We start from the raw sequence: 24410 nt of genomic DNA, 5'->3' as shown, positions 1-24410 counted from the left end.
AGTTGGAACGGAACAAAGGAGGAGCGATGGGTTGGATTGCCCGGACGCTGGTACTGGTATCGGCTCTGCTGAGCGCCCACATCTGGGCAGACACGACGCAAAGAGACGCCTTCGAACAGGCGATGAACGCCATCGACTCCGGAGATCAGGCTGAGTATCACCTGCTGAGGAAACAGCTTAAAGCCTACCCCCTGGCCCCCTATCTGGAGTATGAATATCGCACCACCCAGATGAGTAAGCTGACCACCCAGCAGGCGGTGGAGATCCTCGCCAACCTCGCCAACACCCCTCTGTACGACAGTTTCAAGCACCGGTTCCTGGTGCAGGCAGGAAAGCGCAAGCGCTGGGAGAGCTTTGTGGCCATCAGTCCTCAGCCGCCACGAAGCACCGACCTTCGATGCTACTACTATCGCGCCAAACGCACCCTGGGAGAGCCCGACCTTGCCTGGGAGGGCGCCGACCAGCTTTGGTTGACCCCCAAGAGCCTGCCCGAAGCCTGCACCCCGCTGCTGAACGAGTGGCGTAAAGCCGGACGCAGAACCAATGAACTGATATGGCAGCGGATGCTGCTGACCTTCGACGCTCGTCAGGGGCAACGACTGGCCTACCTCAACACCCTGCTCAAGGGAGAGTGGAAAAGCCGCGGCGAGCGCCTGGTGCGCCTCTACCGCTACCCCAGAGAGGTGCGCAATCAGGGCAGCATCAAGCGCTACCCTCAGGCTCCGCAGATGGCCGCCGCGGCGCTGAAACGGCTGGCACGCTCTGACGCCAAGTACGCCCTCAAGCAATACTTCAACTGGCAGGGTGAACTGGGAGATCAGGAAGCCCAGGTTCGACGGGAGATCATCCGCAGCGCCCTGGGCGACAACATCTGGACGGAACAACTGGCCAGCCTGATGGAGCAATATCCCGAGGATGACCTGATCATCCGCCGCACCCGTCAGCTCATCGGCAACGGCGACTGGGCGCAAATCAACCTGTGGCTGTCGCGGATTCAGGATGTGGAAGCGGACGACTGGCGCTACTGGCGCGCCCGGGCCCTGGAGGAACTGGGGCTTGAGCAGGAAGCGATGGCCGCGTACCGGGAGCTGACCAAGGAGCGCAGCTACTACGGCTTCCTGGTGTCCCAACGCCTGGGACAGCCCTACAGCCTGAACACCACACTGCCCAGCCCCTCAGTACAGGCCAGTGACAAGGTCGCCCGGCTGCCTGCCCTGCTGCGCATCACCGAGCTGATGGCCCTGGACAGACTGCCTGAGGCCAGGGCCGAGTGGCGTTGGCAACTGCTCAGAGTCACCAAGGAGGAGCAGCATGCCCTGACCGCCCTGGCCGATGAGATGGGCTGGCACTTCCTGACGGTCCAGGGCACCATCACCGCCAAGGCCTGGAACGCCATCCCCTGGCGCTTCCCCGCCGCCTACAACGACGAGTTCAACCGTCAGGGCAAGCACTGGCAACTGGACCCGGCGCTGCTTCGGGCCATCGCCCGGCGGGAGAGCGCCCTCTACCCCAGGGCTCGTTCCGGCGCCAACGCCTATGGTCTGATGCAGCTGCTGCCCTCGACCGCCAAGGAGACCGCCCGGCGCATTGGCACCTCCTACCAGGGCCGCAGTCAGCTCTATGATCCGGGGTACAACATTCGGCTGGGCAGTGCCTACATCAATCAGCTGCTGGAACGCTATGACGGCAACCGCATCCTGGCCACCGCCGCCTACAATGCCGGCCCCCATAGGGTCAGCCGCTGGCTGAAACGCTCCGACGGCAACCTGGCCACCGACCAGTGGGTGGAAACCATCCCCTTCAAGGAGACCCGGGACTATGTCAAAGCGGTACTGAGTTACCAGCTGATCTACAACGACCTGCTGGGCACCCCAGGCCTGTTGCTCTCCGAGGAGGAGCTGAGCCGCCGCTACTGAACCGGCTGCGGCTCACGCCGCGGCAGGGCTCGACTATCCTTGAGGGTGTGACAACCCCAAGGAGCGCAACATGGTGCAGAGCCTGGACCCCGTTCTCGGTCAGCTACAACAGGTGGTGCTGGATAAACCCAGAGAGATCAGGCTGGCACTGGCCTGCCTCATCGCCCGTGGCCACCTGCTTATCGAGGATCTGCCCGGGATGGGGAAAACCACCCTGTCCCAGGCCCTGGCCACCACCCTGGGGCTGAGCCATCAACGGGTGCAGTTCACCGCAGACATGCTGCCGGCGGATCTCACCGGTTTCTCCATCTTCTCGTCGGAGTCCCAGGAGTTTCGCTTCCACCCCGGCCCTCTGTTCAGCCAGGTGGTGCTCGCCGATGAGGTGAATCGCGCCAGCCCCAAGACTCAGAGTGCCCTGCTCGAAGCCATGGCGGAACACCAGGTCAGCTGTGATGGCACCACTCGCACCCTGCCCGACCCCTTCTTCGTCATCGCCACCCAAAATCCCCAGGAGCAATCCGGCACCTTTCCCCTGCCCGAATCTCAGCTGGACCGCTTTATGATGAGACTCAGCCTGGGCTTTCCCAGTATCGAGTCGGAGAAATTGCTGCTGCGCGGCGACCACCTGGCGGACAGGGTGCGGGAGCTCCCCGCTCTGCTCAGTGCCGCGGATCTGAGCCAGATGCAGCAGCGTGCCGACGCGGTGGCCGTTGCCGAGCCTGTGCTGGATTACCTGCTGGAGCTAGTGCAACACAGCCGGGACAACAGTGAGGGCCTGCTGCCCCTCTCCCCCAGGTGCAGCCGGGCGCTGCTGGCCGCCAGCCGCGCCTGGGCACTGATGGATGGCCGCAGCTTCGCCGTGCCTGACGATGTACAGGCGGTCTTCGCCGCCGTGGCCGGCCACAGGCTGGCCTCCGGTGAACGGGGCAGCTCCGGGGCTCAGCGGCTGCTGGACAGGGTAAATCCCATCCGATGAAGATCCCCAAATTCTGGCAGCCCCCTGAGATCCAGGCCTCCCCCAACGCGCGGCTGGAACACAACGACATACTGATTCTGCCCTCTCGATTTGGCATCTTTTACCTTGCCCTGGCCGGGGTGCTGTTCGTCTTTGGCTCCAACTACCAGAACAATCTGATCCTGATCCTCTCCTTCCTGATGTTCAGCCTGTTCAGCTCCTGCTTGCTTATCTGCTTTCGCAACCTGTCCGGGCTCTCCCTGAGGTTTCAGCCTGGCCGTTCCGGCTTTGCCGGTGAGCAGGTGGGGTTCCCCCTGGAACTGGCCAGCGACCGGGCGCGCCATGCCCTGACCCTCAGCCTGGACAAGGGGGCACAGCAGAGGTTGCAACTTCTGGTCACGCCGGGGCAACGACTGGAGCTGGGCACACTGGGAAAACGGCGCGGCCGGCTGCTGCCCGGCAGGGTGCGAGTCAGCAGTCACTATCCCCTGGGCCTGTGCCGGGTCTGGGCCCACATCAGGCCAGAGGTCGGATGCTGGGTCTGGCCCAGCCCGACCCCACCCGACCGGTCCATCCCGGCAGTCTCCTCCCCCTCCCAGACCAGCCAATGGCAGGAGCTTGATGGCCTGTGCCCCTGGCAACCCGGCCACAGCCTCTCACGGATGGACTGGAAACAGCTGGCCAGACAGCGCGGCAAGATGCTCAAACAATTCAATGACAACAACAATCAGGCCTTCTGGCTGGAGCTCAACCCTGGCCACGGCGATCTGGAGCAGCACCTGAGTCAGTTGACCGGCGCGGCACTGCACTGTCAGCAGCAGGGGGTCCCCTTCGGACTCCGGGGGCCTCATATGGAGATCCCCCCAGGCCTGGATGGCAATCACCTGGGCCGGATTCTCGACAGCTTGGCCGGGGTGCCTCATGGTCGCTGAATTCCCGCAGGCAGCCTTCCGCCAAACTCTGGGGTGGCTGCTGCTGACCCAACAGATGATGGTGGTCCACCTGATAGGCATATTGCCGGACTGGGCCCTGGCCATCGCCAACCTGGCCCTGGCCTGGCGACTGGCCATTTTCCTGGGCAAGGTCCCGCCTCCCCGGCCCTGGGTGCTGTTTCTGATCTCACTCATGGTGCTGCTGAGCCTGGTGCCCCTCTATCTGGGGGAGGGGCTGGCCATCACCCTGTCGGTGATGATCGCCCTGGCCTACAGCCTCAAATCCCTGGAGGTGCGCTCCCGGCGCGACATCCTGGTGCTGACCCTGGTGGGCTTTTTCCTCATCTCACTGAGCCTCATCCCTCAGCAATCCCCCTTGAAACTGGCGTCGGCCCTGGCCCTGTTCACCCTGAACATCACCGTGCTGCTGAGCCTGCACAGCAGCAGTTCTGCCCGCAGCAACCTAGGTACCACCTTGCGCTTGGCGCTGTTCAGCCTGCCCATGACTCTGCTGCTCTACCTGCTGGTGCCCAGGGTGGACCCCCTCTGGCACCAGGGCGTGCGCCCCGGGGCACAAACCGGCCTGAGCGACACCCTGTCGCTGGGGGAGATCGCCGAGTTGACCCAGTCCACCGAGATGGCCTTCAACGCCAGCTTCGAACTGCGACCGCCTCAGGAGCTGCTCTACTTCCGGGTGTGGATCCACAACCTCTATGATGGCCGCACCTGGCACGGGGCCCGCCCCTACCCCCTGGACGCCATCACCGCCACCCGGGCGGAAGAGGGTCACCTGTATCGCATCAGTCATTGGTACTCCGGAGTCAGGTTACCCACATTGGCCATGAGCCAGGGACTCTCCCCCGGCATGCGTCCCCTGGGGGATGGGCTGTGGCAGGGCCGGATTCAGCAGGACCAGGTACTGAGCTGGCGACCCAGGGCAATTCCGGCGGCCCCCGCGGCCATCACCGAGGCGCTGATGCTGCCCGCCTCGGGCAACCCCAGGGCCAGGCAGTTGGGAGAATCCTTAAAGGGGCTCAGCCAGCGGGAGATCGTTCACCGGGTGCTGCGCAGGTTCAGGGATAATCCCTTCCACTACACCCTGTCGCCGCCCGCCACAGGGCCCAATGAGATCGATGATTTCCTGTTCGACACCCAGGCTGGATTCTGCGGCCACTATGCCGGTGCCATGGTGTTCGTCCTCAGGGCCGCCGGCATCCCCGCCCGGCTGGTCACCGGCTATCAGGGCGGACGCTGGCTGGGCGACAGCAACCGGCTGCAGGTTCGTCAGCTCAATGCCCACGCCTGGGTGGAGTACTGGCTGCCGGCCCAGGGCTGGATCCGCACTGACCCCACCAACATGGTGGCCCCGGACCGGGTACAGATACTGGGGGAACAACGATTGGCCCAGTGGTGGGGACTCTCAGGTTGGCTGAAGGAGAGCGCACCGGTGCGCACCCTGGGCGCCTGGGCCGACAGCCTCAATGCCCTGTGGCATCAGCAGGTCAGCGGCTTTGACCGCCTCAGTCAGCAGCAATGGCTGAGCCAGTGGCTGGGTAAACTCTCCGTTCAGAACCTGATGCTGCTGGCAGCCGCCATAGTGCTCACCACCCTGCTGATTCACCTGAAACTGGCCAGAATGCTGACCCCACCCAGGCTGCCGGCGCCGGAGCTGCTGCTGTGGCGCTGGCTGTCCAAGCGTCTGAGTCGCCTCGGTGCCCAGCCCGGCCCCGCCACCTCGGTTTCCCAACTGGTGGCCATGACCCGCCACCACTGCCCGCCGGCCTCTCTCCCTGTACGCCTGCTGCAGCGGCTGTTCTATCGCCTGCGCTACGCCGACCTCCCTCCTGGCAAGCGCCGGCTGCTGCGGCTGGCGATGTGGCGTCAGTTCCTGAAGCTGCGCCGGGCCCTGAAAGCCGAGGTTGGCTCGGGCTCTGCGATGGAGATCCGCTAGGGTGGCCCGAGTGTCCTTGCTATCACAAACCACTTAGAAAGTGACGGATAAAACAGAGATGTACACAGATTCAGGCCAGTTCTACACTCTGAAGACTCGAATTTAGGCCAAAAAATTCTAGGGAAAAATATGACACACAGCAAAAACTCAGTTATTTTTCTCTTATAGAAAGGGGTTAAATAGAGCTTAGAATGCAATACCCGAGCCACAACTTTAAATTGGAAGATCTTAGTAAGATTAGTAGTTAATGGCAATATCTATGGGCGCTCATTGAACTTGAGACCCATAGATTATTAGGCTTTCATCTTCTACATATTTTAACGTTAAAGAGGGTCACAACGGCCCAGGCAACTCCAAGGGCTCAGGACAACTTCTCTTGTATCCTCTGCAGTTAGCTTCATAGCGGGCTCGCCAAAGTTATACCAATATTCTTGACTGGAATGAATAAACTTCCTACCGTTATCTTGCGCCCTAACACTTACCCGATGCGTTCCACCATCAAAAGTGTAAAAAGTTAATGTATTATTAGTTGACACCTGTTTTACACCATTTACATACCATGTATACTGTTCGATGTAACCATCATAATCAGTAGCATTAGCCGTAAATGTAACTTTATTTACTCCTCCGCTCCAATAGCGATCTTCTGAATAGGTAAAAGACACTTTCGGCCTGTAGTTGTGCCACAATACTTGGGTCTCTGCGTTTGGCAGATACTGATCTTGGTAACAACCTATTTTATAAGGTGTGACCAAGTCTTCTGAGGGAGCCGAAGTATCTACCTTGTCGATATAACCTGTTGCAGTCAGTCCCTTATAGTGTCTTGGCACATAAGGCTGCAACCCACCCTTAAGATTATAAAAATTGGGCTCACCACTACCTTTTTGATAACTACAATTAGTCCAATTGTACACTCCAAAAGTTTCTCTTACCATTTCATAATCATCAGCATCGAGAGCCTGAACACCAAAGGAGGCGACGAGTGGAATAAGCGGCATTGCTACAATTGCTATCTTTTTAAAAAACATACTTACATCCTATGTCTAATTATTTACTTCCCATCAAGTACAACTTCGGGCGCCAATAGACCCTGAATCACTTGAACTTGATGAAAGTAATTTATGTAAAGAGAATGTTCCTGTCTATATTTAAAAAATTATATATCAGCTATTGACAGAACGTAAATTCATAAAACAAATCAGTTGTAAACGACATGTTAAACAAGCCGCATCAACCACCCAAACAACAACCTAACAGTTAATTCAACCAGTAATTCCCCACCTATGCAGTTTAATTAGCCCCAGCTCCACAACAAAAGAAATCTCAAATCACAACAGTATCATTTCGCCTTAATCAAACGATTGACTATTTCCTACAACGAGACAAGGAATACTCCTATCAAAGTCGTAGCAAAAAGCTTTGAGGCTAAAGAGCACATCCTTGGGACCAACACACAAGGTTAACGTGTGTTCGGTAGTGATTGCCTGACGAAACCATCCTCTCGATTATGGATATCTATGTGAAATTCACTTCGCCCAAACACAGCCAAGAAAATCAATCACAAAAAGCATAGCCGGATCCGCAAGCGCCGGCTGCTGCGGCTGGCGATGTGGCGCCAGTTCCTGAAGCTGCGCCGGGCCCTGAAAGCCGAGATCGGCTCGGGCTCTGCGATGGAGATCCGCTAGGGTGGCCCGAGTGTCGCCAGCGGCGCACTGGTGTATACTCAGCCCAAATTCCTGTAAAAGACCGAGTTTCGATGACCGACGGCCCAAGCCTGCTGTGGCACGACTATGAAACCTGGGGTGCCAACCCTTCCTCCGATCGCCCGGCGCAGTTCGCTGCCATCCGCACCGACCTGGATCTCAATCCCATCGGCGAGCCCATAGAGCTGTTCTGCAAACTGCCCGCAGATTACCTGCCCTCCCCGGAAGCGATGTTTGTCACCGGCATCACCCCTCAGCGGGCCAACCGCCTGGGTGAGGTTGAGGCGCAGTTTATCGCCAAGGTGGAAGCGGAGATGGCCAAGCCTGGCACCTGCACCGTCGGTTACAACTCCATCCGTTTCGATGATGAGGTAACCCGATACACCCTGTATCGCAACTTCCATGATCCCTATGCCCGGGAGTGGCAAAACGGCAACAGCCGCTGGGACATCATCGATCTGGTTCGCGCCTGTTACGCGCTGCGTCCCGAAGGCATAGAGTGGCCCTTGCGCGAAGACGGCAACCCCAGCTTCAAGCTGGAGCATCTGACCGCCGCCAACGGCCTGGATCACGGCAATGCCCACGATGCGGTGTCCGACGTTCAGGCCACCATCGCCCTGGCCAAGCTGATCAAAGAGGCTCAGCCCAAGCTGTACGACTGGTTCTTTGGCCTGAGGCGTAAGCAGGCGGTGGCCAAGCTGGTGGATGTGCTGGCGATGAAGCCCCTGCTCCATGTCTCCTCACGCTTCCCCGCCAGCCAGGGCTGCACCACCCTGGTGATGCCCATGGCCTGGCACCCGGAGAACCGCAACGCCGTGGTGGTGGTGGACCTGCATCAGGACGTCACCCCACTGATCGAATGGAGTGCCGAACAGCTCAAGGAGCGGCTGTACACCCCAAGTCGTGAACTCAATGAAGGTGACCTGCGGGTGCCGGTGAAACTATTGCACTTCAACAAGAGCCCCTTCATCGCCCCGGCGGCCACCCTGGAAGATGCCCAGGCAGAGCGGCTGGGACTGGATAAGCAGCGCTGTCGTGACAACTACAAGCTTTTGCGCAGCCACCATCAGCAGGTTCGGGAGAAGCTCACCGCCCTCTACAGCGAAGAGTGGGCCTCGGACGACAGCCGGGATGTGGACCAGCAGCTGTACGGCGGCTTCTTCTCCGATAGCGACCGCAGTCAGATGGAGCTCATCCGCACCACGGCGCCGGAGCACCTGGCGGCGCTCAACCCTCAGTTCAGCGACCCCAGGCTGGCCCCGCTGTTCTTCCGTTTCCGGGCCCGCAACTTCCCGCAGACCCTGTCCGAGCAGGAGCAGAAACGCTGGCACAACCACTGCCAGGAGCGGATCAACGACCCCGAGTACGTGATGCGACTGGAGCAGTTAGTGGAGACGCATCAACAGGATGAGACCAAGATGGCGTTACTGAAAGCGCTCTATCATCATCTCCAATCGTTGTAAATTAAAGAAATGTTGCCCACTTCCCCTATATTTGGAAGTGGGTGTGATCGGCGTCACATCAGAACGATCCGCAACCACCTAAACTGTAACCCAGTTTCATAAATTGAGGATTGAGGATGAGTACCCGTTTTGCCGACGCGTTGACTCAGATGCCCGAAGCCTTGGCGGAGGCGGTAGCCCCCATGTTGACCGAGCATTTTGCCGGTCACCTGTCCGCCGATCAGCTGAAGGAGCTCAGTGAGAAATCCGGCTTAAGCGGCACCGAGCTGTACCTGGCTCTGCTGCCCATCGCCGCGACACTCTCCTACGCGCCCATCTCCAACTTCTTTGTTGGTGCCATCGCCCATGGGGTGTCTGGCGACGCCTATATGGGCGCCAACATGGAGCTGGTAGGGGAAGCCCTGTTCCACTCCGTTCACGCCGAACAATCCGCCATCAGCCACGCCTGGCTGGCGGGCGAGCGTAAACTGGTGGGGATCACCGTTAACTACTCTCCCTGCGGCCACTGTCGTCAGTTCATGACCGAACTGAACAACAACGAAGGCCTGACCATCCGTCTGCCCGAGCAGCAACCCCAGCCTCTGACCCACTACCTGCCCTACGCCTTCGGGCCCAAGGACCTGGGTATGGAAGATGGCCTGCTGGACGGCAACGACCATGAAATGGTGCTGGAGAGTGACGACTCCCTGGTGCAACGTGCCCTGCGTGAGGCCAACGCCTCCTACGCCCCCTACTCCAAGACTCCGGCGGCCATCGCCCTGGAGACGGATACCGGCCGGGTGTTTGTGGGTCGTTATGCCGAGAACGCCGCCTTCAATCCCAGTCTGCCAGCGATGCAGATCGCTCTGAACGGCATGGCTCGTATGGGACTGCCCTTCGACAGCATCCGCCGCGCCGTGCTGGTGGAGAGTGCTCGGGGTCAGATCAGCTTTGTTCACAGCGCCAGCGATGCTCTGGCCACAGTCAGCCAGGTGAAACTTGAAGTTTTCAAAGCGGAAGCTTAATAAGAGCGTAAAGAAGATGCAGGCGGGTCGACGCCGCCTGGTGTTCAACCGGGGCCTAAACCAAGACCCAGGCTGGAGAATGAGCGCATAGCCTCCTAAATACAGGGGAAAAAATGCCGCCCAATGGGGCGGCATTTTCTATTTGGGTAAGCGCAGTTTTAACGAAGAGGTGTCCATGCGGCTGCCACCCAGACGCTGCACCTCCGCATAAAACTGATCCACCAGGGCGGTCAGCGGCAGCTGAGCCCCGTTGCCTCTGGCTTCATCCAGGGCAATGCCCAGATCTTTACGCATCCAGTCGACGGCGAAACCAAAGTCATACTCATCTTTGAGCATGGTGTGTCCGCGGTTATCCATCTGCCAGGACTGGGCCGCGCCTTTGCCGATGACCTCCAGCACCTTATCGCCATCCAGGCCCGCCTTCTGGGCAAAGTGCATCCCTTCGGCCAGCCCCTGAACCACACCGGCGATGCAGATCTGGTTCACCATCTTGCACAGCTGACCGCTGCCCACGGACCCCATCAGCTCGGCGCAGCGGGCATAGGCATCTATCACAGGTCGGGCACGCTCGAACTGCTCGGGTTCACCACCGGCCATGACGGTCAACACGCCATTTTCCGCACCCGCCTGACCACCGGAGACCGGCGCATCCACAAAGCCAACACCCTGCTCCCCAGCCTTGGCTGCCAACTCTCTGGCCACATCGGCAGAGGCCGTGGTGTGATCCACCAGCACCGCACCTGAGCTCATCCCCGCCAGGGTGCCATGCTTGCCAGCCACCACCTGACGAAGGTCATCGTCATTACCCACGCAGACGAAGACAAACTCACACCCCTGGGCAGCGTCCTTTGGGGTCAGGGTATAACTGCCGCCATACTGCTCCTGCCAACGCTGCGCCTTGGCGGTGGTACGGTTATAGACGGTGACATCATGCCCCGCTTGCTGCAGGTGACCCGCCATGGGGTAACCCATGACGCCCAATCCAATAAAGGCAACCTTGGCCATTGTTTTCCCTCTGAACAACGAAAGTGGATTCATTGTGTGCCAGATAGGCCAGGATTGCGAGCCTGTAAAAAGTAAAAGAGTAGAGCAGGCAAGCGCTTATTCCGGGCACTACGCCCCTTGCCTGCTCAGCAAGGTCAGTGGCTACAACTCCCACTCAATGCGCTCAGCCGGCATGCTGAACACCTGTTGCAGCGGCGTGGATTCTCCGTGGTACCACACCTCCACCAGCAGCTCCTGCTGCTCGTCCGCGGCCATCAGTTCCGCCTTGAACTGACCCGCATCGGTGACCCCGGCCGCCAGTCGGTTTTGGTAATCCGGCTGAAAACTTCCGCCAATGGAGTCAAACACAGAGTAAAGCGCCACATAGGCGGAGCGGCCGGGATCCACGGTCACACTGACCGACAGCTCACTGCTGCTGGCAAAATCCATCTGAGGTGACGCCACCAGATCCGCGGTGGTTTGAGGCTCTTCAGGAGCATCAGGTGTCGCCGGGGTGTCCGGAGTGGTCGGTGTCGAGGGGGTGTCCGGCACCGCCGGCGTATCCGGAGCGGGTGCACTGCCCCCGCCACCGCCTCCCCCACCACAGGCGCAGAGAAACAGGGTGAGCACTGCTAGGTTGAAACTCTTCATAATCCATCTCCTCAATCAAACAGCTTCTGCTGGACGCCATTACTCTTCTGATGCCAGTCGGTGTACTGGCCACCGTCATACTCCAGGTACTTCTCGAAGTCCGGGTAGGTCTGCAGCAGGTCCTCCTGCTCGGCGGGATAGCTCCATTGGTGGCTGAATTCCAGAGCCCAGGGCAGGCTGTTGCTGGTGCGGTAGTAGCGACCGCTGCCCGGCGCACTGTCATCCTGCTCGGTACCAAAGTAGAGGTCGCTGGCCAGATCCGTGGGGGGATAATCCGCCATGTGGATCTCCAGGCCGCGACCGGGAGCACCATCGAAGCCGGTTCTCGCCTTGCCCGGGGTCGCGAAGATAAAGGGATCAAAGGGTGCCCTGGGCATGGCATTGGCCGGAATGCCATCGGCGAAATGGATATCCAGCTCGAAGCTCATCTGAATCGCTTCGTCACACCCCACAATGGTGCGGTAGTAAAGGCAATTGGTGGTGACTTCGGTCTTAAGATCCTCGCTGATGACAAACACCGCATTGCTTTGCCCCGCTTCCAGACCCGCCCCTTCCACCGAGCCACTGGTCTTAATCAGCGTCGAGTCACTGCGGATGTTGCCTCGGCTGATGCCTGGCAGATGCAGTGCCAAGCCGTTGTGATAGGCAGCGCCAGCGGCGCGCAGCTGTCCGGTGACCTTGAGGCGGGTGATCTCGCCTGACTGCAGATACTGGATAAACTTGAGATCCACCACCACGTCGTTCATGTCGTAGTCGGGCATTCTGGGCCAACGGTCCTCAAAGGCGACGGTGGCCCAGCCACTGCTTGGGTAGGGGATCTGGGTGACCCCAGGTGCCAGCACGGCTTCAGCGTAATCTTCCACCTCGCCGTCCGGCGCCCCTCCTCGGGAGCGAACCCCGGCGGCAGAAGCGATGCGGAAGCGGGTCTGCACCACACCGGACGCATCGGCGGGCACCGCCACCTGGATATCACTGCTGCCAACGGCCAGCCACTCATCCTGTACCGCGTGTTCTCCGGCATCGTCAAAGTCGCCGTCACTGTTCCAGTCGAAAAAGCCCTGCAGGTAACCGGCTTGTCGGCCCACCGACACCCCTATGATGGCGGTCTGGCCCGCAGTCAGGCCGTTTTTAAAGCTGATGCCATCCTCATCATTGAGCCCATCAGACTCATCGCTCCTCGGCGACTTGAAACCGTCCGGTTCCGCGTCCACCTGACTGCCAAGCATGGGGCCTTGCGGCTCCAGGCTGTGTCGGGCGCCATTCTCCTCCATGGTGGTACCGTAGCTGTCCGGCGCATCACCAAAGTCGACGTTGTTAGCCACCACAGGCGCGATGGCACAGCGCGCGCCATCGTTCTGATTGGAGCTGGGGCCATTGGCATAGAACTCGGCGGTGGGATCGAGCTGTTCAGGATTGCGCAGATCCAGGCGGAAGATATTGCCGTCCTGATTGCGACTGATGTAGTAGTAGCCACTCTTATCGAAATAGCCGGCGCCAAAGGTGCCGGTGACGCCGCTGTAACCCAGGATCTCGCGGCTGCCGTCGCCGATGTCAACCTGATACACGGCGCCGCTGCTGTTATCCACGGCATAGAGCTCGCCATCGTCCGGGTGGAAGGCGAAGTCGGTGAGGTTCATGGACGTATCGGCCCCCTGAATCTTCACCGCCTGCAGATAGTTCGGGTCTGAGGCGGTCAGGGAGATGGCGTAGAGACCGTGATTCCTGTGATAGATCCAGTAGGTGTTTTCATGCACATCCCCCACATAGAAGTGCACCCCTGACGGCAGGCCTGTGACCCCCAGGATCTCAGCCTCATAATCACTGCCCACCCGAACCACATTAAGCTGGCTTTTGCTGAAGCCATAGATGTAGTTGTCGGTCTGATTGAAACCAATGGCATTCACGTTGCCCGGAAGGGTCAGGTCCTCCTTCAAAACCTGGTAATCACCGGTCACCAGATCGACCCCATACACCGTGGTGTCCTTCTGAAACAGAAAGGCTTCTGTTGGGCAGTTGTTAAAGGGCGTCGCCGCCGCCCCAGCTGACACCGCCATTAAAAGTGTGGCTAATCGAAACATCTCATCCCCTCCAGGCATAGGTTTGAAAGGGATAAAGAAATTTCCATGCCAAGATGAAAAACTCAATCAAGTCAGCACTTTGAAAAATATGACGCTGATGTTTTTGCATTATGCAACCGGCAAATATGCAAAAAAATCGCCACTGAGTGGCATTCACTGTTGATCTTGATGTGAAAAAACGCCAACAATAATTATCTCTAATGAGTGGGCCTCCCTATTCAGCCCCTCTTTTTCTAATTTATTTGTGCCAGAGTTTTATTAGGGACAGCTTTATGAAACTGCAACTGGAAGCAGTCAGAGCCTTCGTTGCTGCCGCGGATGAGGGATCCTTTACCGCCGCAGGAAGACAATTAAAAAAGACCCAAGCTGCCATCAGCCAACAGGTACAAAACCTGGAAATTGATTTGGGTTTTGATCTCTTTAGCCGGCAAGGGAAATACCCAAAACTGACGGAGAAAGGCCAGAGACTGCTCAAAGATGCCAGGATGATGCTCTCCCAGGTAGAGCACTTTTCCGAGCAAGCGCGCTCCCTTGAAGGGGTGGCCGAGCCCCGCCTGCGCATCGGTGTCGACCCCTTAGTCGGCACACCTGAGCTGCTCACCATCATGTCAGAGTTTGCTGAAACCTTTCCCCACGTAGAGCTCTACCTGGTTCAGCAAAACAGTCAGTCTCTTTTGCAAAAAATTGATGATGGACAGCTAGATGCGGTTCTTGGCCTGTTCCCAAAGACCGACATGGTGGACTTTACCTCGGTGGATGCTTTTCAGATAAGCAGTCACTGGGTTGCTTCTCCCCAGCTGGCCGAATCCCTGGGGCAACCCATCCGCTACGCCAGTCTGTGCCACTCGAGGCTGCTGCTGCCCACCAACCTGCCGGAGCAATCCATGCGCAAAATGACCGATATGGTGCAGGTGTGGCAGGTGGAAGACCTCAATACACTATTGAGCTTCTGTCGAAGCGGCATAGGCATCTCCTGCCTGCCTGATTTCGTAATTAAACAGGATCTGGAGAACAATAAACTGACCCCTATCCAGTTCGATTTTGACCGAATTTCTCATTTTGACTGGCGTGCTACATTGCTTTGGCCCAATGGCCATCAATTCCACGATGCCGGGCTGTGGCTCTTTAATAAACTGGCGCACGTCCGTCAATAATTCCTGCCTCATCAAATTTGATGATTTTTCCATGGGAGCGAAACTCTTTCGCTCCCATTTTCGTCTATACTCCCCTTGTAATATCCAACAATTCCCCTGACTCACCTGTACCAAATGGTATATACATCAAATTTTCACATTAAATCAGGTGGAACCCACCAAGAACTAACCCGTTGAAAATACTATATTCAGCAAACTTTCCATAAGCCACTCTTATAGAACCCATCTTTTTAAGATTTCAGCATCTCAATAACATCAATTCCGTGATTCATTCACGCCTAAAAATGTTTATAAGGAGATGACAGTGAACATGATCAAAACCTACGCCAAAGCCCAAGCCGCCCTGACCACCTTCAAGCGCGACGAGCGCGGTGTAACCGCCATCGAGTACGGCCTGATTGGTGTAGCTATGGCTGTAATTCTAGGCGTAGCATTTGCTAACGACGGTGCGATTTTTACTTCACTTAAGCAAGCCTTTGGCACCATTGGCACAATGCTCGGTGAACAAGCCGTTCAGGCTGACGGCTAATTAGCAAGGCGGTCCCAAATGCTTCCGGTTCTATCCGCTGTTATCACACTGGAAGCCTGCTGGATCGCCCTGTCGGATATCCGCCATCGGCGGATATCCAACGGCCAGGTGGGGCTGCTGCTGCTGCTCACCTGGCTGGTCGCCCTCATCGGCGGCACCTGGCCTGAGGCACTGCCAAGCTTTGCCCTGGCCATTGTTATCGGCCTGGCCCTCTACCTGGTCCGCTTCTGGGCAGGCGGGGACGCCAAGCTCTATATGGCCCTGGCGCCACTGATGACTTTAGATGAACTGCTCCACGCCAGCTTCTGGATACTGCTTATCGGCGGTGTGCTGGCCGCAGGCTACCTCATCAAGTACCGAATTTTTGACCGGAGCAAGGAAGACCCGGGACTCCCCTATGGCCTCGCCATCTTGCTGGGGGTGGGATTCCAGCTTCTTGTCTCGACGCTCAATACCTAAAACAGTCGAACGGCGAACCACATTATGAGTTCAAAAGTGACCTACCTTATCGCCTTTTTGGCGGTCATCTTCGGCCTCTACGGCATCCTGGACCTGGTCAGTGGCAATGGTGAACCGGCCACGCCCCCGCCGCCTGAAGTGAAGATGGTAACCCTATGGCAGGCCAGCAGTGCCATCGCCGAGGGCGAGGCCGTCTCAGGCTCGATCCTGACCCGAGTCACCCTGACTCAGGAGGAAGCTGCCCAGTTGGGGGCCAATGAGGATATCTCTCTGACGCTGACCCCGGCCACCCTGGCGGCGCGCAACATCGATGACGGAGAGTGGGTCTTCCCCGAGCAGCTTAGCCAGCCTGGTCAGCCCGGTTATCTCGATCTCCTCACCACTGAGGGGATGGTGCTCTATCCGCTGACCATCTCGGCCACCAATCTGGTGGACAACTACATCCACCCCGGGGATTACATCGACATCCTGACGGTGAGCTCCCCCCACACCAACCTCTCCAATGCCACCGCCGAACTGACCCAGTTCACCGGCGTGCGGGCCGGCCTGTTGATGCAACAGGTTCGGGTGATGGCCCTGGACAGTCAGTCCGACAACGGCGTCAAACCCAAGGTGGGCATCAATGGCGAGCTGGAAACCACGGTGGTAATCGAGGTTGCCCCCCAGGCGGTCTCCAGACTCTCCCTGGCCCAGCGCACCATGTTCATCGAAATCTACCGCAGTCAGCGCCAGCACCCCATTCCCGATGCAGATGTCAGCGACATCATCGCCAACTACACCGGCATCAAGGAGCTTCGCGGCGGCGACGACGACAGTGGTGACGACCTTGGAGGCGCCTTCTGATGAGCCTTATAACCAGATTGCTTACCCTGCTAGCCCTGCTGCTACCCCTGGGCCTTATCGCCGGCGAGCGCAACCTCATCCAGGGGGATGCCCTCAACCTCAGCTTCAACGAGGATCTGGGCACCATCTTCATCAGTCAGCCGGACATCGCCGATTACAAGGTGGTCGGTGACCGCCAGTTGGTACTCTTCGGCCAGGGGCTGGGCCAAACCCGGCTCATCGTCTACGCCAAATCCGGCAAGGTGCTTGCCTCGGATCTGGTGCGGGTGGACATCGACCTCACGCCTATCCACCGGGAAATTGCCCTGCGCTATCCCGACCTCAGCATCCAACTTAAGGCGCTAGGCGATCAGGTCGCCGTCAAAGGCAAGGTGTTCAGCGACAAGCAGCGGGATGAACTCTACGCCCTGGTAGCCGGACTCTTAGGTCGAAAGCGCATGGAACGTTACGGCGAAACTGAAGTGCTGGAGTTTGACAACGGCATGAAGGAGAGTGGCCTGGCCACCTTCCACCGCCTCTACACCTACGAAGGGATCATCGAGCTGCTGGAGCTGGACCGGCCCCAGCAGGTGAACGTGAAGATCTCCGTGGCCCAGGTGACCGACGAGTTCAACGAGACCCTGGGGGTGGACTGGTCCTCCATCGGCTCTTTGCCCGGCACCTTCACCTTTGCGGATTTCGAAGCGGCGGATCTCTCCACCATCATCACCGCCCTGGGGGATGACAGCCTGGCCGAGCTGCTGGCCGAGCCCAACCTCACCGTCATCTCCGGCGAGTCCGCCAGCTTCCTGGTCGGCGGCGAGGTGCCGGTGATCGTCACCAACAACAACAACACCAACGTCACCTTCAAGGAGTTTGGCATCGGTCTGGACCTCACCGCCAAGGTGATCAGCAGCGAGCAGATCCGCCTGCAGCTGGCCCCGGAGGTGAGCGCCATCGAGGGCTATGTGCGGACCCTGGGCATCGAAGTGCCTCAGCTCAGCTCCAGACGTGCCATGACCACAGTGGAACTGGGGGATGGCGACAGCTTTATGCTGGGGGGACTGATGAGCAGTGAAGAGGTGGAGGAGCTGGCGAGAGTGCCCGGCATCGGCGACATCCCCTTCTTCGGCGGCCTGTTCCGCAAGGCCACCACCACCAGACGTAAGACCGAGCTGGTGATCATCGCCACCGTCAATCTGGTGAAGCCGGTGACCCCGGATCAGATTGTGCTGCCCCACATACAGCGCAGCACCACCCTGAACCGGTTGTTCAACCTACCGGATCCCAACCCCAACGACACCAAGGAGCAGGCTCTCACCCTGGAGCTGCTGGAGCGCGGAGGCTTTATCCAATGATTCGAACTCTCTCTCCCCTGCTGGCCGCGCTTCTGGGCACAGCCCTGATTGTCGGGTGTGCCGACCACGCCATGGACAGCCCGGGCTCAGAAGCTCTGGTCTACGCAGAGCAGCACAGGTTTGACTTAAGACCCAAGGGTCAGGATGTCAGCACCATGAAAGCCAAGGTGTCTGAACTGGTCGCCCAGTTCGATGCCGATGCTTCCCGCCTGGCCCTGCACCATGCTCCGAGCTGGGGCCCTCAGGCTAAGCAGCTCAGGCAGGCGTTGCTGACAGACGGGCTGAATCCCGCCCGCATCACGCTGATTGAGGACAGTCAGCTGGACACCCCCATCAGCCTGCGCGTCTCCCTCTGGAAAACCCTGGTCGGAGAGTGCAGCGCCCACCGACTGGATCAGCCCTATGCCAGGCTGGGGTGCGCCGTGGACGCCAACCGGGTGACTCACACCCGCCACCCAGACTCCCTGGCCAAAGGAGGTCAGTGACATGTTTGATCTCGCCAAGGCGATCAGCGCCAATACCAAGAGTGAGCCCCAGGAGCGGGGACCGGCGGGCTTCAGCCTGTTCTACCAGACCCCTGAGTGTCACAACCTGGTCCAGGAGGTATGCCGCTTCGAAGGATGGCCAGAACCCCACAGCCAGAAGGAGTCCCAGGGGATCAACCCGGAGAAGCTGCAGGACATCGTCATCCTGGAGCTTAACGACTCGGACAATGTGGTGGCCGATGCCCGTCAGTTCGCCAGCCAGATGCCCAACAAGAAGGGGATCATCATCATCGGCAAGGAGGACGCCATCACCACCATGCGCGCCCTCAAGGAGATGGGGTTCTACTACCTGTTCTGGCCTGTGGGCAAACAGGAGCTCACCGAGTTTTTGCGTCATGTGCACGCCAATCAGCAGAAATTCTCCGGGGTCAGCCAGAACCGTAAAGCCAAACGGATCTCCGTGGTGGGGACCCGGGGCGGATGCGGCACCACGCTGATCGCCACCGAGCTGGCCTCCGCCCTGGCCGGCTCCGGCGCCGAAACCGTGCTGGTGGATCACAAGTACCAACTGAGCAACATCGACATCATCCTGGGGCAGAAAGACCTGGCCAAGCAGGATGTAAAGAACATCAGCCTGCAGCTGCATGAGCTGGATGAGGACGCCGCTTTTAGCTACCTCACCAAGGTAAGCCGGCGCCTGAATCTGCTGGGCCTCACCGGTGACGCCCCCCAGAGGGAGCTCACCGAATTTACCCACTCCCTGTGCGATCTGCTCCTCAGGCAGGCCAACTTCATGGTGGAGGACTACTCCGCCTCCATCGATTTTCCCCTGGAGATGGAAGCCCTCTACAAGCGCAGCGACATGATCGTACTGGTGCTGGAGCCCTCGGTCACCTCCCTGCGCAATGGCCAGCAACTGCTGGAGCAGGTGGCCAAGTTCAACCTGGACGGGGGCGATGACACCCGGCTGCTGCTGGTGGCCAACTACCACAGGCCTGAGTCCTCCTTCTCCCTGAGCCTGCAGGAGATGCATCAATTCCTGGAGCGGGAGATGGACATCGTCATCCCCTACAACAAGCAGACCGCCCATCTGGTGTTGGAGGGGCGCCGTCTGCATAAGCAGGAGTCTGGCAAGCAGAAACCTCTGACCACCCTCTACAGGTTGATCAACGGCCAATTGGCCCCGCAGAAGTCCACCCCACTATCTCTGTTCAAAGAGGTGTTTAAACGATGAGCACCAGCAAGGCGATCTACGCCGACTTTCGCAACCGCATCTTTGAGGTGTTGGACGCCAGCGCCGTCTCAGGTATGGGCCGCAATGAGCTGACCGCCCAGATTGAAGGCGCCGTCGGCGTCCTGGCCGCCAACTACCACAGCCCGGTGCCTGCGGTGATGCGTGCCGGCCTGGTCAAGAACCTGGTGGACGAGCTGGTGGGCCTGGGGCCACTGCAGCCGCTGATGGAGGATCAGAGCATCACCGACATCATGGTGAACGGGGTCAACGACATCTTCTTCGAACGGGGCGGCAAACTGCACCGCTCAGACCTGGCCTTCGTCAACGAGCAGCAGCTGGTAGAGATCGCCCAGCGCATCGCCTCCCGGGTGGGGCGCCGGGTAGATGAATCCTCCCCCATGGTGGACGCCCGCCTGGACGACGGCAGCCGGGTTAACATTGTCCTCAAGCCAGTTGCCCTGGATGGCACCACCATCTCCATCCGTAAATTCCGCGAACAGAAGATTGGTCTGGAGGATATGGTGAAGTTCGGCACCCTGTCAGAGCCCATGGCCAGGATTCTGATGATCGCCGCCCGCTGTCGCCTCAATATCGTCATCTCCGGCGGCACCGGGTCGGGTAAGACCACCCTGCTCAACGCCCTGTCCCAGTACATCGCCGAAGATGAGCGGATTCTCACCATCGAGGATGCCGCCGAACTGAGGATGATGCAGCCCCATGTGGTGCGCCTGGAAACCCGGGCCCCCAGTGTGGAGAATACCGGTGCCATTACCCAGAGGGCCCTGGTGATCAACGCCCTGCGGATGCGACCTGACCGCATCATCCTCGGTGAGTGCCGGGGTCCGGAAGCGTTCGAGATGCTGCAGGCGATGAACACCGGCCACGACGGCTCCATGTCCACCCTGCACGCCAACTCTCCAAGAGATGCCCTGGCCCGTATCGAGTCCATGGTGATGATGGCCAACCTCAACCTGCCCCTGTCCGCCATTCGCCGCACCATAGTCTCTGCGGTGCACCTTATCGTTCAGGTCAACCGAATGCGCGACGGCAGCCGCAAGATCACCTCCATCAGCGAAGTGGTGGGCCTGGAGGGGGACAACGCGGTGATGGAGGAGCTGTTCCAGTTCCACTCCGATGACCATCAAGCCAGGGATAAGATCACCGGGGAGTTTGTCTCCTCCGGGCTGATGCAGCGCTCCATGCTGATGCGCCAGGCCGCCTATTATGGCCTGCAGGAGGAGTTGATGGAGGCGTTCCAGACAGGGGTGCCCGCATGAGCCTCTATATCGCCCTGATCCTCGGTGGCCTGGCCCTGGCCTTCTACCGCAAGAGCAAGCCGGATCCCAAGGCCGCCTTCCTGCGCCCGGATGAGCCCCAACAGCAGGAGCAGACGCCCCTGGCGGTCAACCTGCAAAGCCTGGGGAAATCCCCCCTCTACCTCAAGCTCAAGGAGCTGGGGGATCCGGTACTGGATCTCCTGGGTGATGGCGCCTGGCTGAAGATTGGCCTGTTCCTGATGCTGGTGTTTACCGCCACCTCCTACCTGAACCAGAAATGGCTTCAGCTGAATCCCCTGCTGCTGCCGGCGGCGGTGACTCTGGCCGCCTTCATCTGGGGCTGGAACCTGATGCTGCGGCGGCGACGGGCCAGCTTCGAGCAGGGGTTTCCCGATGCCCTCAACATCATGATGAGCGCCATCACCGCCGGGGACAGCATCACCCAGTCCATCATCTACGTAGGCAAAACCCTGGATAACGAGATTGGCCGGGAATTTAAATATGTGGGGGAACGACTGAAGCTGGGTGAACCCCCGGAGCAGGTGTTTAACCGCTCCTGCAAGCGCTTCCCCTACCCCGCCTACCTGTTCTTTGTGGTGACCATTCGCGCCAACATGAGCCGGGGTGGCCAACTGAAGCAGGTGATGGCCAAGCTGATCCGGGTATTGGTGGACTCCAGGGCCATGGAGAAGAAGAAGATGGCCCTGACCTCGGAAGCCCGCCTCTCTGCCAAGATCGTCGCCGCCCTGCCCCTGGCTTTTATGGGGGTCATGCACTTCATAACACCTGATAACTTACAATACGTTTTGTTTCATCCGGACGGCCGCTGGATCCTCTTCTACGTGCTGGGAAGCGAAGCTTTGGGGCTGACCATCATCTGGCTGCTGGTCCGGGGGATTCGCTGATGATCTATCTGGCCATCGCCCTCGCCTTTGCCGCCCTGCTGGCCTGGCTGTTGACTCAGGCGGTGCAGGGTCGCAGCCGCGAAGCGCGCATCCGCGGCTACCTGCAACCAAGAAATGCCAAGGGCGCCACCTGGGTCACCAAGCTGATGAGCAAGCTCAGCCAGAACCAGGAGGCGGACATTCAACAAAAACTGCTGGATGCTGGCATCTACCAGGGCAGCTGGGCACGTTACTTTCTCCCCGCCAAGTATGGCCTGCTCTTCATTGCCATGGCCGCCATCGCCTTTTCGTCCCTGAGCGGTACACACAAGATGATGGCCGCTGCCCTGACCCTGGTGGCCATCATTGTGCTGCCGGATCTCTACCTGGGGATGAGGAAAAAATGGCTCATCGCCAAAACCGCCCGTCAGCTGCCCTACATGCTGGATATGATGGCGGTGTGCATCCAGACCGGCATGACCATAGAAGCGGCTTTCCGCTACCTGGGGGATGAACTCCAGGCCTTCGACAAGGATCTCTGCTACCAGATCCGCAAGACCTCGGATGCGGCAGCGGTCAAAGGGCTGGAAAAAGCCCTGCACGACCTGTCCGAACGGGTACCCACTCCGGAGATCCGCTCCTTCGCCTTTACCCTGATTCAGAACCTGCAGTACGGCACCTCCATCGCTCAGGTGCTGTCCGACCTGTCCGAGGATATGCGCCGGATGCAGGTACTCTCGGTGGAGGAGAAGATCGGCAAGCTGTCCGCCAAGATGAGTGTTCCTCTGATCATCCTGATAATGATGCCAATTGTAATCCTGATCCTTGCCCCTGGTATCAGTCAATTAATGTTGAATTTCCAATGATGAAAAACTATCTGATTCCTATCCTAATGACATTTCTTGCAGCCTGTGCATCTACCGGGGCTCCCTCACCTTCAGTTGAAGAGCAACTTGAAACCACAGGCAACTACAGCGGACTGGCTGAGCACCTGCGGGGGCAACTGGCCAGCCATCCCAATGACCCGGTGCTGCTGCTGAAACTGGCCCAGGCCTATTACCAGAGCAACGACCTGGAGTCTGCCCAGTTCTACTTAAGCCACCTTGAGACCCTTGGTCACCAGAGCCCCCAACAGAGCCTGCTGGCGGGCAAAGCCGCCGCCGACCAGGGGGAATTTGCCAGGGCCCTGGAGCATTACGCCAAGGCTCAGCTTCAGGGGCTGAGCAGCAGCGAACTGGCCTTGCGCCAGGGGGTGGCCCACAGCCAGCTGGGTCAGTATGAGGCCGCCACCAACGCCTTTAATACCGCCAGGCTAAGAGGCCACGATGAGCTGGCAGTCAAAAACAATCTGGCCATGGTGCAGATGGCCCAGGGACATTATCACCAGGCCAGTCAGTTGCTGGAGGGGCTCTATCGCCGTCACCCGGACAACGAGCAGGTGCAGGCCAACCTGGCCCTGGCCTGGGCCAAGGGGGGTGAACTGGAGAAGGCCCACAAACTGCTGAGCCGCATCTATCCGGACCAGCCCGTCTCCCGGGTCCTCCGACAGCTGCAGGCGCTCACCCCATGAAGATGCTCTACGGAAAAAACAGACAGCGGGGGTACTCTCCATCGAGTTCGCCCTGGGCGCCATGGTGCTGTTTCTCACCACCTTTGCCGTGTTCGAGATGAGCCGCTTTGTCTATATCGTCAATCTCACCGAAACCGCCCTGTCCGAGTCAGCCCGGGATACCCGGGTATTCGAGGGGGAGCGGATGGGCCAGGGCTATGGCGAACGTCAGGACCAGATGTTTCAGCATGATGGCGAGATGTGGGGCAGCCTGGTGGATGTTGAGCGCTACCGCATCAGCCGCACCTACTACGACAGCCTGGACGATCTGGCCGCGGGCAGACCCAGCAGCAGTTGCGGCGATCGCTGCCCCCTGGTGGAGGTGGAGCTGAGCTACGACTATCAGCCAATCTACTTCATAGGCACCATGGGAGACCGCACCATTACCCGGCGCTTCCTCTCCATTCAGGAGCATGAGGGGTGGAGCGATGAGTAGTATCCGCGCCTCTGTCCACCAACAGCAGGGGGCCTTTGCCATCGAGATGGCCTTTGTGCTGGCTTTTCTGGTCACCCTGTTCCTGTTCAGTGCCGATCTCTCCCAGCAGGTGCTGAACCGGGCCAAGCTGGACAGGGTCAGCTACTCCCTGGTGAATCTGGTCAAGGAGCGTCAGCGTTTCTACGCAGAGCGGGAGCCCCTGAGCCGGGCCGACTTCCTGCAGATTCAAGAGATCGCCGCCCGGCTGCTGCACAAGAGCACCGCAGAGGAACAGGACCAGTTCGGCATCTCGGTTCAATCTCTGGTGGAGGGAACTCAGGTGAGCTTCAGCAAGACCTTTGCCGGTGACACCCCCTGTGTGCCTGACAACAACATCTCAACCCTCAGTGAGCTGGTTCCGGAGAACGATGCGGGCAAACGCTTTCCCCTTTATCAGGTGACCCTGTGCATGACCTCCAGCTCCTGGTACGACAAAGCCATAGGTCAGCACCTGATTTCCGCCACCTCAGTGATGCCGGGGAGATAA

At 59.1% G+C, this 24410-nt stretch carries 23 protein-coding genes; 19 read left to right on the top strand and 4 right to left on the bottom strand.

All coding sequences use genetic code 11. From position 1 onward, the window contains the following. Positions 1-26 precede the first annotated feature (26 nt). From QUE41_RS06725 to QUE41_RS06710, 4 genes are all read left to right on the top strand, one after another. Complete coding sequence (locus tag QUE41_RS06725; protein ID WP_286342109.1) at positions 27-1916, top strand: transglycosylase SLT domain-containing protein; 1890 nt, start codon at positions 27-29, stop codon at positions 1914-1916. Between the two features lie 70 nt (positions 1917-1986). Beyond that, positions 1987-2892, top strand: coding sequence for an AAA family ATPase (locus tag QUE41_RS06720; RefSeq protein WP_286342108.1), 906 nt, complete (start codon positions 1987-1989; stop codon positions 2890-2892). Next, positions 2889-3803 carry a DUF58 domain-containing protein gene (locus QUE41_RS06715; RefSeq protein ID WP_286342107.1) on the top strand — a complete coding sequence of 305 codons (915 nt, stop codon included), beginning with the start codon at positions 2889-2891 and terminating at the stop codon, positions 3801-3803. The genes QUE41_RS06720 and QUE41_RS06715 overlap by 4 nt, the downstream gene beginning before the upstream one ends. Beyond that, the gene (locus QUE41_RS06710) at positions 3793-5754 is read left to right on the top strand and encodes a transglutaminase TgpA family protein (protein ID WP_286342106.1); all 1962 of its coding nucleotides are present in this window, start codon (positions 3793-3795) and stop codon (positions 5752-5754) included. Before QUE41_RS06715 ends, QUE41_RS06710 begins: the two co-directional genes overlap by 11 nt. A 323-nt stretch (positions 5755-6077) precedes the next feature. Here QUE41_RS06710 and QUE41_RS06705 read toward each other — a convergent pair whose 3' ends face one another. Then, positions 6078-6782 carry a hypothetical protein gene (locus QUE41_RS06705; RefSeq protein ID WP_286342105.1) on the bottom strand — a complete coding sequence of 235 codons (705 nt, stop codon included), beginning with the start codon at positions 6780-6782 and terminating at the stop codon, positions 6078-6080. 728 nt (positions 6783-7510) lie between these two features. Here QUE41_RS06705 and sbcB point away from each other — a divergent pair. Both sbcB and cdd read left to right on the top strand, forming a co-directional pair. Further along, entirely contained in the window at positions 7511-8920 is a 1410-nt protein-coding gene (gene sbcB, locus QUE41_RS06700; protein WP_286342104.1) for an exodeoxyribonuclease I, read from the top strand. 116 nt (positions 8921-9036) lie between these two features. Continuing rightward, on the top strand, positions 9037-9924 hold the full coding sequence (gene cdd / locus QUE41_RS06695; protein WP_286342103.1) for a cytidine deaminase: 888 nt from the start codon (positions 9037-9039) through the stop codon (positions 9922-9924). Positions 9925-10062: 138 nt separating this feature from the next. Here cdd and QUE41_RS06690 read toward each other — a convergent pair whose 3' ends face one another. The 3 genes from QUE41_RS06690 to QUE41_RS06680 all read right to left on the bottom strand — a co-directional run bounded on the left by QUE41_RS06690 (position 10063) and on the right by QUE41_RS06680 (position 13637). Next, positions 10063-10929, bottom strand: a complete 867-nt coding sequence (locus QUE41_RS06690) for an NAD(P)-dependent oxidoreductase (RefSeq protein WP_286342102.1) — start codon at positions 10927-10929, stop codon at positions 10063-10065. 141 nt (positions 10930-11070) lie between these two features. Then, positions 11071-11559, bottom strand: a complete 489-nt coding sequence (locus QUE41_RS06685; RefSeq protein WP_286342101.1) for a hypothetical protein — start codon at positions 11557-11559, stop codon at positions 11071-11073. A gap of 11 nt (positions 11560-11570) precedes the next feature. Then, complete coding sequence (locus QUE41_RS06680; RefSeq protein WP_286342100.1) at positions 11571-13637, bottom strand: LruC domain-containing protein; 2067 nt, start codon at positions 13635-13637, stop codon at positions 11571-11573. Between the two features lie 200 nt (positions 13638-13837). On the opposite strand from QUE41_RS06680, the gene QUE41_RS06675 reads away from it, so the two are divergent. The 13 genes from QUE41_RS06675 to tadF all read left to right on the top strand — a co-directional run bounded on the left by QUE41_RS06675 (position 13838) and on the right by tadF (position 24410). Further along, positions 13838-14791: a LysR family transcriptional regulator gene (locus tag QUE41_RS06675; RefSeq protein ID WP_286342099.1), complete on the top strand. Its 954-nt coding sequence runs from the start codon at positions 13838-13840 to the stop codon at positions 14789-14791. A gap of 310 nt (positions 14792-15101) precedes the next feature. Further along, positions 15102-15320, top strand: a complete 219-nt coding sequence (locus tag QUE41_RS06670; RefSeq protein ID WP_286342918.1) for a Flp family type IVb pilin — start codon at positions 15102-15104, stop codon at positions 15318-15320. Between the two features lie 18 nt (positions 15321-15338). After that, entirely contained in the window at positions 15339-15779 is a 441-nt protein-coding gene (locus tag QUE41_RS06665) for an A24 family peptidase (protein ID WP_286342098.1), read from the top strand. A 24-nt stretch (positions 15780-15803) separates the two neighbouring features. Then, positions 15804-16622 (top strand): Flp pilus assembly protein CpaB, encoded by an 819-nt coding sequence (cpaB, locus tag QUE41_RS06660; protein WP_286342097.1) that lies wholly within the window; start codon positions 15804-15806, stop codon positions 16620-16622. Then, a complete protein-coding gene (locus QUE41_RS06655; RefSeq protein WP_286342096.1) occupies positions 16622-17959 on the top strand; it encodes a type II and III secretion system protein family protein in 1338 nt (445 codons plus the stop codon). Before cpaB ends, QUE41_RS06655 begins: the two co-directional genes overlap by 1 nt. Continuing rightward, entirely contained in the window at positions 17956-18444 is a 489-nt protein-coding gene (locus tag QUE41_RS06650; RefSeq protein WP_286342095.1) for a hypothetical protein, read from the top strand. The genes QUE41_RS06655 and QUE41_RS06650 overlap by 4 nt, the downstream gene beginning before the upstream one ends. A gap of 1 nt (position 18445) precedes the next feature. Beyond that, positions 18446-19678 carry a CpaE/TadZ family protein gene (locus QUE41_RS06645; RefSeq protein ID WP_286342094.1) on the top strand — a complete coding sequence of 411 codons (1233 nt, stop codon included), beginning with the start codon at positions 18446-18448 and terminating at the stop codon, positions 19676-19678. Further along, complete coding sequence (locus tag QUE41_RS06640; RefSeq protein WP_286342093.1) at positions 19675-20955, top strand: TadA family conjugal transfer-associated ATPase; 1281 nt, start codon at positions 19675-19677, stop codon at positions 20953-20955. The genes QUE41_RS06645 and QUE41_RS06640 overlap by 4 nt, the downstream gene beginning before the upstream one ends. Beyond that, positions 20952-21860 (top strand): type II secretion system F family protein, encoded by a 909-nt coding sequence (locus tag QUE41_RS06635; protein WP_286342092.1) that lies wholly within the window; start codon positions 20952-20954, stop codon positions 21858-21860. The genes QUE41_RS06640 and QUE41_RS06635 overlap by 4 nt, the downstream gene beginning before the upstream one ends. Further along, a complete protein-coding gene (locus tag QUE41_RS06630; RefSeq protein WP_286342091.1) occupies positions 21860-22705 on the top strand; it encodes a type II secretion system F family protein in 846 nt (281 codons plus the stop codon). Before QUE41_RS06635 ends, QUE41_RS06630 begins: the two co-directional genes overlap by 1 nt. 26 nt (positions 22706-22731) lie before the next feature. Then, complete coding sequence (locus QUE41_RS06625) at positions 22732-23409, top strand: tetratricopeptide repeat protein (protein ID WP_286342090.1); 678 nt, start codon at positions 22732-22734, stop codon at positions 23407-23409. A 40-nt stretch (positions 23410-23449) separates the two neighbouring features. After that, positions 23450-23884 (top strand): TadE family protein, encoded by a 435-nt coding sequence (locus tag QUE41_RS06620; RefSeq protein ID WP_286342917.1) that lies wholly within the window; start codon positions 23450-23452, stop codon positions 23882-23884. Beyond that, positions 23877-24410, top strand: coding sequence for a tight adherence pilus pseudopilin TadF (gene tadF, locus QUE41_RS06615; protein WP_286342089.1), 534 nt, complete (start codon positions 23877-23879; stop codon positions 24408-24410). Before QUE41_RS06620 ends, tadF begins: the two co-directional genes overlap by 8 nt.

The sequence above is a fragment of the Ferrimonas sp. YFM genome (assembly GCF_030296015.1).
In the GTDB taxonomy this organism is placed as follows: domain Bacteria; phylum Pseudomonadota; class Gammaproteobacteria; order Enterobacterales; family Shewanellaceae; genus Ferrimonas.
The sequence above is the reverse complement of the archived record's forward strand: the minus strand, read 5'-3'. Positions and strand labels throughout refer to the sequence as shown.